Origin of the sequence: Janthinobacterium sp. CG3, assembly GCF_000344615.1 — a bacterium.
Classification (GTDB): Bacteria; Pseudomonadota; Gammaproteobacteria; order Burkholderiales; family Burkholderiaceae_D; genus Janthinobacterium.
The window spans coordinates 2,101,931-2,115,152 of sequence record NZ_KB467824.1; the positions used below are offsets into that span (position 1 = coordinate 2,101,931).

12 protein-coding genes are annotated in these 13,222 nt (G+C 63.8%); 2 read left to right on the forward strand and 10 right to left on the reverse strand.

Annotated features, from left to right (window positions below; translation table 11 throughout):
• Nucleotides 1-3 precede the first annotated feature (3 nt).
• From JANGC3_RS0109035 to JANGC3_RS0109045, 3 genes are all read right to left on the reverse strand, one after another.
• Entirely contained in the window at nucleotides 4-867 is an 864-nt protein-coding gene (locus tag JANGC3_RS0109035) for a carbohydrate ABC transporter permease (RefSeq protein ID WP_017876167.1), read from the reverse strand.
• Nucleotides 868-926: 59 nt separating this feature from the next.
• The gene (locus tag JANGC3_RS0109040) at nucleotides 927-1,847 is read right to left on the reverse strand and encodes a carbohydrate ABC transporter permease (RefSeq protein ID WP_026132755.1); all 921 of its coding nucleotides are present in this window, start codon (nucleotides 1,845-1,847) and stop codon (nucleotides 927-929) included.
• 72 nt (nucleotides 1,848-1,919) lie between these two features.
• Complete coding sequence (locus tag JANGC3_RS0109045; RefSeq protein WP_017876169.1) at nucleotides 1,920-3,179, reverse strand: ABC transporter substrate-binding protein; 1,260 nt, start codon at nucleotides 3,177-3,179, stop codon at nucleotides 1,920-1,922.
• Between the two features lie 563 nt (nucleotides 3,180-3,742).
• Here JANGC3_RS0109045 and JANGC3_RS0109050 point away from each other — a divergent pair.
• Entirely contained in the window at nucleotides 3,743-5,380 is a 1,638-nt protein-coding gene (locus JANGC3_RS0109050) for a methyl-accepting chemotaxis protein (RefSeq protein WP_017876170.1), read from the forward strand.
• A 59-nt stretch (nucleotides 5,381-5,439) separates the two neighbouring features.
• Here the strand turns inward: JANGC3_RS0109050 and JANGC3_RS0109055 are convergent, their stop codons facing one another.
• Nucleotides 5,440-5,910, reverse strand: coding sequence for a MarR family winged helix-turn-helix transcriptional regulator (locus JANGC3_RS0109055; RefSeq protein WP_017876171.1), 471 nt, complete (start codon nucleotides 5,908-5,910; stop codon nucleotides 5,440-5,442).
• Between the two features lie 36 nt (nucleotides 5,911-5,946).
• Between JANGC3_RS0109055 and JANGC3_RS0109060 the strand changes: the two genes are divergently transcribed.
• Complete coding sequence (locus JANGC3_RS0109060; protein WP_017876172.1) at nucleotides 5,947-6,687, forward strand: siderophore-interacting protein; 741 nt, start codon at nucleotides 5,947-5,949, stop codon at nucleotides 6,685-6,687.
• 51 nt (nucleotides 6,688-6,738) lie between these two features.
• Here JANGC3_RS0109060 and JANGC3_RS0109065 read toward each other — a convergent pair whose 3' ends face one another.
• The 6 genes from JANGC3_RS0109065 to JANGC3_RS0109090 form a co-directional block, all read right to left on the reverse strand.
• Entirely contained in the window at nucleotides 6,739-7,173 is a 435-nt protein-coding gene (locus JANGC3_RS0109065) for a hypothetical protein (protein ID WP_017876173.1), read from the reverse strand.
• A gap of 143 nt (nucleotides 7,174-7,316) precedes the next feature.
• Complete coding sequence (locus JANGC3_RS0109070) at nucleotides 7,317-8,429, reverse strand: ABC transporter ATP-binding protein (protein ID WP_017876174.1); 1,113 nt, start codon at nucleotides 8,427-8,429, stop codon at nucleotides 7,317-7,319.
• Nucleotides 8,430-8,440: 11 nt separating this feature from the next.
• Nucleotides 8,441-9,307, reverse strand: a complete 867-nt coding sequence (locus tag JANGC3_RS0109075) for a carbohydrate ABC transporter permease (RefSeq protein WP_051068259.1) — start codon at nucleotides 9,305-9,307, stop codon at nucleotides 8,441-8,443.
• Nucleotides 9,304-10,188, reverse strand: a complete 885-nt coding sequence (locus tag JANGC3_RS0109080) for a carbohydrate ABC transporter permease (protein ID WP_026132757.1) — start codon at nucleotides 10,186-10,188, stop codon at nucleotides 9,304-9,306. The genes JANGC3_RS0109075 and JANGC3_RS0109080 overlap by 4 nt, the downstream gene beginning before the upstream one ends.
• A gap of 187 nt (nucleotides 10,189-10,375) precedes the next feature.
• On the reverse strand, nucleotides 10,376-11,617 hold the full coding sequence (locus JANGC3_RS0109085) for an ABC transporter substrate-binding protein (RefSeq protein ID WP_017876177.1): 1,242 nt from the start codon (nucleotides 11,615-11,617) through the stop codon (nucleotides 10,376-10,378).
• 226 nt (nucleotides 11,618-11,843) lie between these two features.
• Nucleotides 11,844-13,106, reverse strand: a complete 1,263-nt coding sequence (locus JANGC3_RS0109090) for a maltoporin (RefSeq protein ID WP_017876178.1) — start codon at nucleotides 13,104-13,106, stop codon at nucleotides 11,844-11,846.
• Nucleotides 13,107-13,222 lie beyond the last annotated feature (116 nt).

The window sequence follows — 13,222 nt, forward strand, 5'->3', positions numbered from 1 at the left end:
GGTTTAACCTTTCACAGAACCGGCCATCAGGCCGCGAACGAAATAGCGGCCGCCGAAGATATATACGAGCAGCGTCGGCAGGGCGGCGATCATGGCGGTGGCCATGTGGACGTTGTATTCCTTCTCGCCGGTCGAGGTGTTGACGACGTTGTTGAGCGCGACCGTGATCGGCGCCGTGTCGCCGGTGGTAAACGAGGCGCCGAACAGGAAGTCGTTCCAAATATTGGTGAACTGCCAGATGACGGTGACGACGATGATCGGCCCCGAGCACGGCAGCAGGATACGGAAGAAGATCGTGAAGAAGCGCGCGCCGTCGATCATCGCCGCCTTCACCAGTTCGTCCGGGAAGGCGATGTAGTAGTTGCGGAAGTACAGGGTCGTGAAGCAGATGCCGTAGACCACGTGGACGAACACCAGCCCGCCGGTGGACGAGGCCAGGCCGACCTTGCCGAGGAAGGCGGCCATTGGAATGAGCACGATCTGGAACGGGATGAAGCAGCCGAACAGGATCAGGCCGAACAGCAGGTTCGAGCCTTTGAAGCGCCACTTGGTTAGCACGTAGCCGTTGAAGGCGCCGATCAGCGTCGACAGCGCGACGGCCGTGAAGGCCATCTTGGTCGAGTTCCAGAAGTAGCCCTTGATGCCGTTGCATTCGAGGCCGACGCAGGCTTCGCCCCAGGCCTTGGCCCAGGCGGCGCCGGTCCATTCCCGCGGCAGCTGGAGGATGTTGCCGGCGTAGATTTCCGGCAGCGGCTTGAAGGACGTCAGCAGCATGACGAGCAGCGGCAGCAGGTAGACCGCGGCCATGAACAGCAGCAGGCCGTAAATCACCACCCTTGACAGGCGGCCGCTGCGGCCCTGCACCATCTGCGGGCTTTCCGCGTGCGATGTAGACATCGATTTTGACATAATCGTTCTTCCTTGCTTCAATGGGCCTTGGCGGCGCCGGAGCGCGCCTCGGAATACAGGTAGGGCACCATGATGGCGGCCACCGTCAGCAGCATCATCACCGAGCTGGCCGCGCCCATGCCGAGCTGGTTGCGGGTGAAGGTGTGGGCGTACATGAAGGTCGACGGCAATTCGGTGGCGTAGCCGGGACCGGTGCCGGTGAGCGCCACCACCAGCTCGTAGCTCTTGATCGCCAGATGCGACAGGATCACCAGGCTGGACAAAAACACCGGGCGCAGTTGCGGGATGATGATGCGCCAGTAGATGCGCGGCAGCGTCGCGCCGTCGATCGAGGCGGCCTTGACCATGTCCTGGTCGATGCCGCGCAGGCCGGCCAGGAACATCGCCATGATGAAGCCGGACGCCTGCCAGACGCCGGCGATGACGATGGTGTAGATGGCCATGTCCTCGCGGATGATCCAGTCGAAGCGGAAGTCCAGGAAACCCCAGTCGTGGGCCAACTTTTCGATGCCCAGGCCGGGGTTGAGCATCCATTTCCAGGCGGTGCCGGTGACGATGAAGGACAGCGCCATCGGGTACAGGAAGATGGCGCGCAGCGCGCCCTCCTGGCGGATGCGCTGGTCGATCAGGATCGCCAACAACAGGCCGAGCGCCAGGCAGATGCCGATGTAGAGCACGCCGAACAGCATCAGGTTGTCGACGGCGACGTGCCAGCGGTCGTGGCCCAGCACGCGGGTGTATTGCAGCAGGCCGGCCCAATCGAGGCGGGCGTAGGATTTCGACAGCGTGAACGACAAAACCGTGGTCCAGGCGATGAAGCCGTAGACGAATACGAGGGTGACCAACACGCTCGGGCCCAGGACCAGCTTGGGCAGCTGTTGCCCCAGCCATTCGGCGGCGGAGCGCCGCGGCGCGGCATTCAAGGAGGATGCAGACATCGACTTACCTATCTAAAAAAGGGAAAAGCGGGACGGAAGCGGCGTAGCCGCCGCCGTCCACTGCGACGGCGCTTACTTGCTGTTCGCGATGGCCGCCACCAGTTGCTTGGTGGCGTCGGCCGGCGACTTGCCCGAATTGAAGAACTTGGTGACGACGTCGACCGCCGCCGCCTTGGCCGCGTCCGGCATGGCGTGGCCGTGGGCGAAGCTGCCCAGCATGGTGTTGTCCTTCAACGCCTGCTTCATGTCGACCATCGACTTCTTGCCGCAGTCGTCGAAGTTGTCCATCGCCACGTCCAGACGCGCCGGAATCGAGCCTTTGACGATGTTGAATTTCTCCTGGAAGGACTTGTCCATCACCGCGCTGGCGAACACCGCCTGGCCGGCCACCTGCTTGGCGTCGACCTTGAAGATGCCGAACTGGTCGGCGTTGAAAAGGAAGCTCCCCTCGGTGCCCGGGTACTGGAAGCACAGGTAGTCGACGTTGGCCTTCATCTTCCCCTTTTCGAACTCGCCCTTGGCCCAGTCGCCCATGATCTGCATGGCGGCCTTCTTGTGGTAGACCATTGCGGTGGCCAGGTTCCAGTCGCGCCCCGAGAAATTGGTGTCGACCATGCCGCGCAGCTTCAGCATCTGCTCGAACGCCTTTTCCATGGTCTTGCTGCCGAGCGCCTTCGGGTCGAGGTCGATCAAGGCCTGCTTGTAGAATTTCGGACCGCCGGCCGACAGCACGGCGCTGTCGAAGATGGTGGCGTCCTGCCAGGACTGGCCGCCGTGCGCCAGCGGAATGTAGCCGGCCTTGCGGATTTTGCCGGACATCGCCACCAGCTCGTCGAAGGTTTTCGGCGGCGTCAGTTTCAGCTCGTCGAAAATGGCCTTGTTGGCCCAAATCCAGTTGGTGCGGTGGATGTTCACCGGCACCGCCGTCCAATGGCCCTGCTGCTTGGAGAACTTCTGCAGCGGCGCCGGCACCACCTTGTCCCAGCCCTCCTTCGCGGCGACCGCGTCTACGTTGCCGAGCAAGCCTTCCTCGGCGTAGTCGTTGACGGTGAAGCCGAGCATCTGCATGGCGTCCGGCGGATTGCCGGCGGCGACGCGGGCGCGCAGCACGGTGCGGGCCTGGTCGCCGCCGCCGCCGGCCACCGCGCTGTCCTTCCAGTGGAAGCCGCGCTTGACGACGTCGTCCTTGAGCACCTTCAAGGCGGCCGCCTCGCCGCCGGAAGTCCACCAGTGCACCACCTCGACGGATTTGTCCTGCGCCCGGGCCGCGCCCATCGTCGCCACCGAGAAAGCCATCGCCGACACCACTGCTGCCAATTTTTGTTGTTTCATCTTCGTCTCCAGAAAGAACTGCGTTCGCTTCGGTAAGGAAGCCGGGAACTTGATCCGACGGGTGCCGGCCGATTCCTCTTGTCGGCGCTTGGTTTTTTGCACGCCAATGTATTGTTATCGATAACATACTTGGGTGGCTTTTCTTTGTCAAGAAGTAATTACACGCGAAAAACCATACGCAGGGTCCGCTCCCCCGCCAAGAAACGGGCCGAGCGCCTAAATCGAAATTGTTGTTGGAAATTGCTGTTTGCTGGAAAAGTACGGATTACGCTCCGCTAATCCGACCAAGTGCTCATTGCGCTGGTCGTCGGCATGCGCCGAGTTAATCCGCTTCCCCCCACCCCGGACCGTGGCGCCCGCTCCTTTTTTGGGCGCGGGCGCTTTTTTCGCCTGTCGCCCGGCGTTTTCATGCCGTAATGCACTATATTGGGGCATACGCGCGGCGGCCGCGCATACCGTGCGGGGCAAACGACAAATTGCTCCGTGGCATGAAAACTGCTTATACGTTTATAGACGTCAGAGTCAGGCTTTTTTTCCGCGGCACGATCAAATAAGGGATCAATATGAACATCGCCAACCTTCGCATCGGGACCCGACTGGGCCTGGGATTTGCCATGGTGCTGGCCTTGATGTTGGGGCTGACCGCGGTCGGCATCGGCAGCATGGGCCGCATCCAGGGCCACCTCGACGGCATCGTCGACGACAACGCCGCCAAGATGGAGGCGTTGCAAGAGATGTCGGACGCCGTCCACGTGGTGGCGGAAACCTCGCGCACGCTGGCCATCCTGACCGACAACGAGATGATGATGAAGGAGAACAAACGCATCAAGGAGGCGCGCGCCAGATACGCGGCGCTGTTCGCGGCGCTGGAAAAATCGCCGGCCGACGCCGCCGGCACGGCCTTGCGCGCGCGCACCAAGGAGGCGGCGCTGAAGGCCGACAAGCTCAACGCCAAGGTGATCGAGCTGGCCAAGTCCTTCAACACCGAGGGCGCCACCGAACTGCTGCTCAAGGAGGCCGATCCGGCCACGCAGCAATGGCAAAACCTGCTGCACGACGGCGTGGCCCAGCAAAAAAGCGTCAACCAGCGCGACGCGGCCGCCGCGCGCGACTCCTACGCCGGCGCGCGCGCGCTGATGCTGGCCCTGGCGGCCGCGGCGCTGGCGCTGGGCGCGGCGCTGGCCTGGATGGTCAGCCGTTCGATCACGCGGCCGATCAACGCCGCCGTCAAGGTCGCGCAAAGCGTCGCCGGCGGCGACTTGAGCGTGCACATCGACACCGGCGCGGCGGACGAAACCGGCCAGTTACTGCGGGCGCTGAAAGCCATGACGACCAGCCTGCACGATATCGTCGGCCAGGTGCGCAGCGGCGCCGACACCATCGTGACCGCGTCGAGCCAGATCGCCACCGGCAACCTGGACCTGTCTTCGCGCACCGAGCAGCAAGCCAGTTCGCTGGAGGAAACCGCCTCGTCGATGGAGCAGTTCCACTCCACCGTCAAGCAAAACGCCGAGAACGCGCGCCAGGCCAACGGCCTGGCCGCCTGCGCCACCGAGGTGGCCCTGCGCGGCGGCGCGGTGGTGGCCAAGGTGGTCGAAACGATGGACTCGATCAACGCGTCCTCGCGCAAGATCGTCGACATCATCGGCGTCATCGACGGCATCGCCTTCCAGACCAATATCCTGGCGCTGAACGCGGCGGTCGAGGCGGCCAGAGCCGGTGAGCAGGGCCGCGGCTTCGCCGTCGTCGCCAGCGAGGTGCGCAACCTGGCGCAGCGCTCGGCCGCCGCCGCCAAGGAAATCAAGCAGTTGATCGGCGATTCGGTCGAAAAAGTCGACACCGGCGCCAAGCTGGTCGGCCAGGCCGGCAGCACCATGGGCGAGATCGTCGCCAGCGTCCAGCGGGTCAGCGACATCATGGGCGAGATCAGCTCCGCCAGCCACGAGCAGCAGGCCGGCATCGAGCAGATCAACGAAGCCATCACGCAAATGGACGCGGTGACGCAACAGAACGCGGCGCTGGTGGAAGAGGCGGCGGCCGCCGCCGAATCGATGCAGGAGCAGGCCGGCAACCTGGCCCGGGTGGTCAGCGTGTTCACGCTGGACGGCGGACTGCACGCCAGCGAAGCGCTCGCCGCCCCGCCCCGCCGCCCGGCGCGCAACGGCGGGCCGGCGCAACTCGGGTACCAGACGATAGGCTAAGGTCGCGGGCCGCCGGCGTTATTCAACGCAGCGGCAAAGCGCCGCGGCCGGACCCTCGTTCAAACCGCGGCGTCGAGGCTGCGCCTAACCTGCTGTAACAACGCCATCAACTGGCGCCGCTGCGCGCCGTCCAACCCCTGCACCGCCTTGGCGTTCAGCAGCGTGGCCTGCTGTTGCAGCGCGCTCTGCACCGAGCGACCGACGCTCGTCAACCGTAGCCGCACATTGCGCCGGTCGCTCTCGTCAGGCTCGGCGTCGAGCAGCCCCTTGTCGCGCAAGCCCTTGATCAGGCGCGCCAGTTGCGCCTTGTCGCGCCCGCTGTGCCGCGCCAGGTCGCTTTGGGTGGCGCCCGGTTGACGTCCGAAAAAACCCAACACCTTGCTTTCCATGTGCGTGATGTCGTGCGGGCCGTCGCGCAATACCTGGTACTGCTGCGAACGGTACTGGTGCATGACGGTGTGGATCAGGTCGAGCACGCCCTCTTCCTGCGCCTCGCCGGAATGGTTGACATTGTCATTTGTTTCGCGCATTATAGGTGACATTATCAACCAATTGAAAGTTAATCCATGAGTATAGACCTTGGCCAGGGGCGCGTCCAACGCGTGCGCCACGACCTCAAACGCCGCGACTTGCAGGTACTGCGGGTCGCGTCGATCAGCCCGCACTTTCGCAGCGTCACCTTCGGCGGCGCCGCGTTGGGCGACTTCGCCAGCCCGTCCTTCGACGACCACATCAAGCTGATCCTGCAAGCCGACGGCGCCGAGCCGGTGCTGCGCGACTACACGCCGCGCCACTACGACGCCGCCGCCGGCGAATTGACGCTGGAGTTCGCGCTGCACGGCGACGGCCCCGCCGCCAGTTGGGCGGCGCAGGCCGCGCCGGGCCAGCGCGCCGTTGTCGCCGGGCCGCGCGGCTCGTTCATCATCCCGCTCGACTACGACTGGCATCTGCTGGCCGGCGACGAAACAGCCCTGCCGGCCATTGCGCGGCGGTTGGAAGAACTGCCGGCCGGTGCGCGCGCGCTGGTGCTACTACAGGTGGCCGACGCGGCCGACCGGCGCGCCCTGCGCAGCGCCGCCGCGCTGGAGCTGCAGTGGGTGGAAAGCGCGCAGCAGTTGGTCGAGGCGGTGCGCGCGCTGACGCTGCCGGCCGGCGACGGCTACGCCTGGTGCGCCGGCGAAGCCGGCATGATGGCGACGCTGCGCCGCGTACTGGTCGAGGAGAAGGGGCATGACCGCCGCGCGATCCGCGCCGCCGCCTACTGGAAGCGCGGCGCGGCCGGCCACCATGAGAATCTGGAGGGTTGACACAGGCCGCGTCGCTTCGGGCCGCCGGCCTGTCGGCTTACGCCGCGCCGCCTATTTGTCGGACCAGTCGCAGCCGCGTTCGACCATCGCGCCGGGATCTTCCCGGAAACTGAAGGTTTTTCCGTTCGGTTTGACGTAGCGGAACGCGTAGACGCGCGCACCCTGGCTGTCCATTACGTATTTGCCGCCCTTGCCGCCCGCTGGCAATTCACGCCATTCGGTCTGGAACTCCGACGGACGCCCGGGCACTTCGTCGAGCGTCGTGCGTTTGATTTGTTTGACGCGGATCGGCGCGCTGCCACGCTCGTAGCGCACTTCGCCGGCGTCGGCGGGGGTGTCAAGGAGGCTGAATTGCAGGCGGATCGGCTTGCCCGGCCCGTCCGTGGTGAAGCAGCGGAAGTCGTTGGCGGCGGCGGCGGCGCCGGCGCACAGCAGCATAGCGGACAGGGTGGACAGGGTGGACAGGGTGGACAGGCGTATTTTCATCGTTTTTATATTGAGCGTATAGGGGCCGCCGCAATAGAAAAAACCAGGGGCAAAGAACCGGGGTCTACCCCCCAGACTTACGCCGCTGGTTTTTCATGCGCCGCACGGTCCATTATAGACCGCGCGCACTGCCCCGCCCCGCCTTAGACGATGCGCTCGCCGTTGCTCGGGTCGAACAACGCCGCCTTCGACAGGTTGAACGACAGCGTCATCGTCTGGCCCGGCTGCACCGCTTCGCGCGGGTGGGCGCGGCAGGTCACGGAGCCACCGTTGAGTTTGGTCGTCAACAGCGTGTCCGGGCCGGTCGGCTCGACCAGGTCGACCAGGCAGGACATGGCCTGGCCGCCTTCGCCGTGCGCGCTGCTCAGGTCGGTGATCTGCTCCGGGCGGATGCCCAGCGTGACGTCGCGGCCGGCGAACGGGCGCAGCAGCGCGGCGTCGAACGGCAGCTTCAGGCGCGCGCTCTGGCCGGCGTTTTCAATGGCCACGAACACGTCGCCGTTGGCGTCGATGGCCGGACGGCAGGTGATGAAGTTCATCGACGGCGAGCCGATGAAGCCGGCCACGAACAGGTTGGCCGGGTTGTCGTAGATGTCTTGCGGCGTGCCCAGTTGCTGTACCACGCCGTCCTTCATCACGGCGATCAGGTCGCCCATCGTCATCGCCTCGATCTGGTCGTGGGTGACGTAGACGATGGTCGAATGCAGGCGCTGGTGCATCAGCTTGATCTCGGCGCGCATTTCCACGCGCAGCTTGGCGTCCAGGTTCGACAGCGGTTCGTCGAACAGGAACAGCGACGGCTTGCGCGAGATCGCCCGGCCCATCGCCACGCGCTGGCGCTGGCCGCCCGACAACTGGGCCGGCCGACGGTCCAGCAAATGGGTGATCTGCAAGGTTTCGGCGACGCGCGCGACGATCTCCTCCTGCTCCGCCTTGGGGACCTTTTTGACGCCCAGGCCGAAGGCGATGTTCTCGCGCACCGTCATCGACGGGTACAGCGCGTACGACTGGAACACCATGGCGATATCGCGGTCCTTCGGCGGCAGGTCGTTGACGACCTTGCCGTCGATGAGGATCTGGCCGGAGGTGACGCTTTCCAGGCCGGCGATCATGTTGAGCAAGGTGGACTTGCCGGAGCCGGAGCCGCCGACGAGGATCAGGAACTGGCCGTCCTTGATCTCGATGTCGATGCCCTTGAGCACTTCGACGCCGTTGGTATAGACCTTGCGGATGCTGCGAATCGATAAGCTAGACATGTATGTATTCCTTAACCTTTGACTGCGCCGGCGGTCAGGCCGCGCACAAAATAACGACCGGCGACCAGGTACACCAGCAGCGTCGGCAGCGCCGCGATGATGGCGGCGGCCATGTTGACGTTGTATTCCTTCACGCCGGTGGAGGTGTTGACCAGGTTGTTCAGCCCGACCGTGATCGGTTGCGACTCGCCCGAGGCGAAGACGATGCCAAACAGGAAGTCGTTCCAGATCTGGGTGAACTGCCAGATGATGCTGACGACGAAGATCGGGCCGGAAATCGGCAGCACGATCTTGCGGAAGATCAGGAAGAAGCCGGCGCCGTCGATGCGCGCGGCCTTGATCAACTCTTCCGGCACGCCGATGTAGTAGTTGCGGAAGAACAGCGTGGTGAAGGCGGTGCCGTAGACCACGTGGACGAATACCAGGCCGGTGGTGGTGTTGGCCAGGCCGAACTGGCCAAGCAGGCGCGCCATCGGCAGGATCACCACCTGGAACGGAATGAAGCAACCCACCAGCAAGGCGGCGAACAACATTTCCGAACCGCGGAAGCGCCAATGCGCGAACACGTAGCCGTTGAAGGCGCCCAGGAAGGTCGAGATCAGCACGGCCGGAATGACCATCTTGATCGAGTTCCAGAAGAACGGCTGCATGCCGTTGCAGGTGACGCCGGTACAGGCCGACGACCAGGCCTTGGCCCAGGAGTCGGTCTGCCACAGCACCGGCAGCGCCAGCAGGTTGCCGCTGCGGATCTCGTCGAGCGATTTAAACGACGTCGACAGCATGACGTACAGCGGCGCGATGTAGTAGACCGCGAACAGGATCAGCAACAGGTACATGACGCCGCGGCCGAGGTTGATGCTTGGTTTAGTGTGTGTCATCTCATCGCCTTTGCGCTGCGCGCTTCCATATACATCAGCGGCACCAGTACCGCCACGATGGTGGCCAGCATCATCATGGCCGACGCCGAACCCAGGCCGAGCTGGCCGCGGGTGAAGGAAAATTGGTACATGAAGATCGCCGGCACGTCCGACGAATTGCCCGGTCCGCCGGCCGTCAGCGCGATCACCAAATCGAAACTCTTGATGGCGATGTGCGACAGGATCAGCAGCACGCTGAAGAACACCGGACGCATCGCCGGAATCACGATGCGCCGGTAAATCGTCGGCAAGGTGGCGCCGTCGACCTGGGCCGCCTTGATGATTTCGTCGTCGATGCCGCGCAGGCCGGCCAGGAACAGCGCCATCACGAAACCGGACGACTGCCACACGCCGGCGATGACGACGGTGTAGATCGCCATATCGGAGTTGACCAGCCAGTCGAAGGTGAACGACGTCCAGCCCCAGTCGTGCATGACCTTTTCCAAGCCCAGGCTGGGGTTCAGCATCCACTTCCAGGCGGTACCGGTGACGATGAACGACAGCGCCATCGGGTACAGGTAAATGGCGCGCAGGAAGCCTTCGGCGCGGATTTTCTGGTCCAGCAGGATCGCCATGAACAGGCCGATGGCGATGCTGGCGCCGATGAACAGGGTGCCGAAGATGCCCAGGTTTTGCAGCGAGGTCCACCAGCGTTCGTTGTCAAACAGCTCGTAGTACTGGACCAGGCCGGCGAATTCGAAGTTCGGCATCAGCCGGGATTCGGTCAGGGATATATAACCGGTCAAAAAGATAAAGCCGTAGACGAATACCAGACTGGCGACGAGCGTGGGGCCCAGCACGAGTTGCGGTATCCATCGGTCAAAATGCTTGCGTAGGGACATAGGACTGCCGTATGAAGAAGGAAAAGCGGGAGGCGCCGCCGCGGGGGGGCGGCGGCGCCGTCGGAGCACGTCGTTGCATCGGCCCGCCGGTAGCGGGCGCGGATTCAAACGAAGGGCCGGCAGCCGTGCGCTGCCTGCCCTGTTGCCGGCGCGGCCCGCCGTGGCGGACCGATGCACGGCTCCTGGATTACTTCACTTTGGCCGCTTTCGCCAGCGCCGCAACCGCGTCCTTCGAGCTCATGTTGGAGTTCATGAACTTGGCGATCACGTCGACCACCGCGCCCTGGGTCGCCGAAGGCAAGGCCATGCCGTGCGCGAACGATGGCACCAGGCCGCCGCTCTTGTTGGTGGCGTCCATGTCTTCCATCGATTTGATGGCGCAGTCGTCGAACTTGGCGCGCGAGACGCCGGAACGCACCGGGATCGAACCCTTGTTGAGGTTGAAGATGGCCTGGAACTTCGGATTCATGATGGCCGTGGCCAGCGCGAACTGGCCCTTCTTGGCTTCGGCGTCCTTCTGGGTGAACATGGCGAACGAGTCGACGTTGAAGGTGTAAGCCTTGTCGGTGCCAGGCGCGGCGGCGCAGATGTAGTCGCGGCCCGGGATCTTGCCGGCGTTGGAGAACTCGCCCTTGGCCCAGTCGCCCATGAATTGGAAGCCGGCCTTGCCGTTGATGACCATGGCGGTCGCCAGGTTCCAGTCGCGGCCGGCGGCGTCCTTGTCGATATAGCCCTTGACCTTGCCCAGGGTGTCGAACACTTTGACCATGGTCGGGCTGGTCAGTTCTTTCTGGTCCAGCTTGATCAGCGCTTTTTTGTAGAACTCGGTGCCGCCCACGCCCAGCGCGACCGACTCAAACACGGTGGCGTCCTGCCAAGGCTGGCCGCCGTGGGCGATGGCGATACCGCCGGATTTCTTGATTTTCTCGGCGGCGTCGAAGAACGCGTCCCAGGTGGCCGGCACGCCGACGACGCCGGCTTTTTTCAGCACGTCGGGATTGGCCCACATCCAGTTGACGCGATGCACGTTGACCGGCGCGGCGACGTAGTGGCCCTTGTATTTCATGATGTCGGCGACCACTTTCGGCAGCACGGCGTCCCATTTGCCGGCGGCGGCGGCGTCGTCGATGTTGGCCAGCACGCCTTCCTTGCCCCATTCCTGGATCGACGGGCCCTTCAGTTGGGCGGCGGTCGGCGGGTTGCCGGAGATGACGCGGGTTTTCAGCGCGGTCGCGGCGTTTTCGCCCGCGCCGCCGGCCACGGCGAAGTCTTTCCAGCCGAAACCGTCTTCTTTGACGATCTGTTGCAGTTGGCCCACGGATTTGGCTTCGCTGCCGGAAGTCCAGTAGTGCAGCACTTCGACGTCGGTGGCGAAGGCGTTGCCGGCGAATGCCAGGCTGGTCAACATGACGATGTGTTTCAGTTTCATCTCCAAATTCCTTATTATGGTCCTACGTATTGGGGCCCCGGCGGCGGAACATTCCGTCCGCCCGGACATGGTGAAAACGCGCCTGTGCCGGCGCTTTTGAAACAACCGGCCGCGACTGCCTCCCCGGCCGGGCGGCGCCCATCACACGCATGCATTGCACATCAGCATATGTATCACATTGGCGCCAAATACGCACCTTCGCGGGCGCGCATTTTTCATTCGAAGCTTAGAACCAGCTTTCCACTTGGACGCCGAACGAGGTGCCGCTGGTGCCGTTGTTGTAGATCGGGCCGGAATTGTTGGAGGCGTTGACCGAGGCCGTCGCCGCTTGGTTCCACTTGCCGTAGGTGACGAAGGCGCGCAATTCCGGACGCGACCACAGGCCAGGGCCGGCCGAGATCGTCGGCGCCAGCGTCAGCTTGGTCAGGCGCTTGGTCGGGCTATTGCTGTCGGTGACGCGGTCGGTGCCCAGTTCGACGACCATCTTGAGGTTCTGGTTGAAAGCGTAGACCGGGCGCACGCCCAGCGAGGTCCAGGTCGACGAGCCGCCGGCGTCGGACTTGTCTTTTTGCACCAGGGCGACCATTTCCATGCCCATGTTTTCGGTCGGCTGGATCCACAGGTCGTTGAAGACGCGCACGCGCTTGACGTCCGAACCCAGCGAGGTATAGCCGGAGGCGCCCATTTGCCCGTTGCCGACGCCGATACCGGTGCCCGGGCCGACGCCGTACTGCACGCCGAAGGTGTTGGCGCCGCCGAAGACCTTGGCTTGCTTGTGGAACAGCGACACTTGCCAGCCGTTGTGCTTCTGGCCCAGGGCGTCGTCGTTCTTGCCCTCGGCGGTGATGATCGTGGCCGCGATGTCGAAGGTACCGTCGGTGTTGACCGGCACGTCGCCGTAGATGAAGTTCTGGCGGATCGCCGACGGCGTGCCGACCACCTTGCCGTTGGCGTCGAGGGTGTTGGTGTCGCGGTCCTTGAAGAAGGCGTAGGAGAACTTGCCCGGACCCGCGCCGATGCGGTCGAGGCCGGCGCCGGTGCCGTTCATGTTGATGTATTGCAGATCCAGCATGTGGATGTCGGGACGGTAGTAGAAGCGCTTACCCATCCAGGCGGTGCCGCCGTTCAGGAAGTCCAGACCCTTGGCTTCGATAAAGGCCTTGTTCAGCCCCAGCTTCTTGTCGCCGAAATCCGAATTCGGGCTGTAGACGTTGGCCCATACCGTGGCGACGTAGCTGACGCCGCCGCTCTTCGCGATTTCCTTGGTGTAACCGCCTTCGAAGTAGGCGTCGCATTCGTTGCCGAGGCGGTACTTCATCGTGTTGCCGCCCAAGCCGAAGCAACCCTGCGGGCCGCCGTCGCCGGCGGTGGTGCTGCCGGCGCCAACACGGAAGTAACCGTGGAAGCCTTCTTCGTCGGCAACGGCCGCTCCGCAGGCCAGGGCCAGGGTGATTGCCGCAGGCAGGGCTTTCAACATCGTGCGATTCATGGTGTCTCCTTAGTATGTATATTTTTTATCCGGCAAAAAGTACGGGGGTTCGTCTTTTGCGGTCCAGAATTGTTTCCGGTAGAGAGATAGTAACTATACTACGAATAAAGATCAAC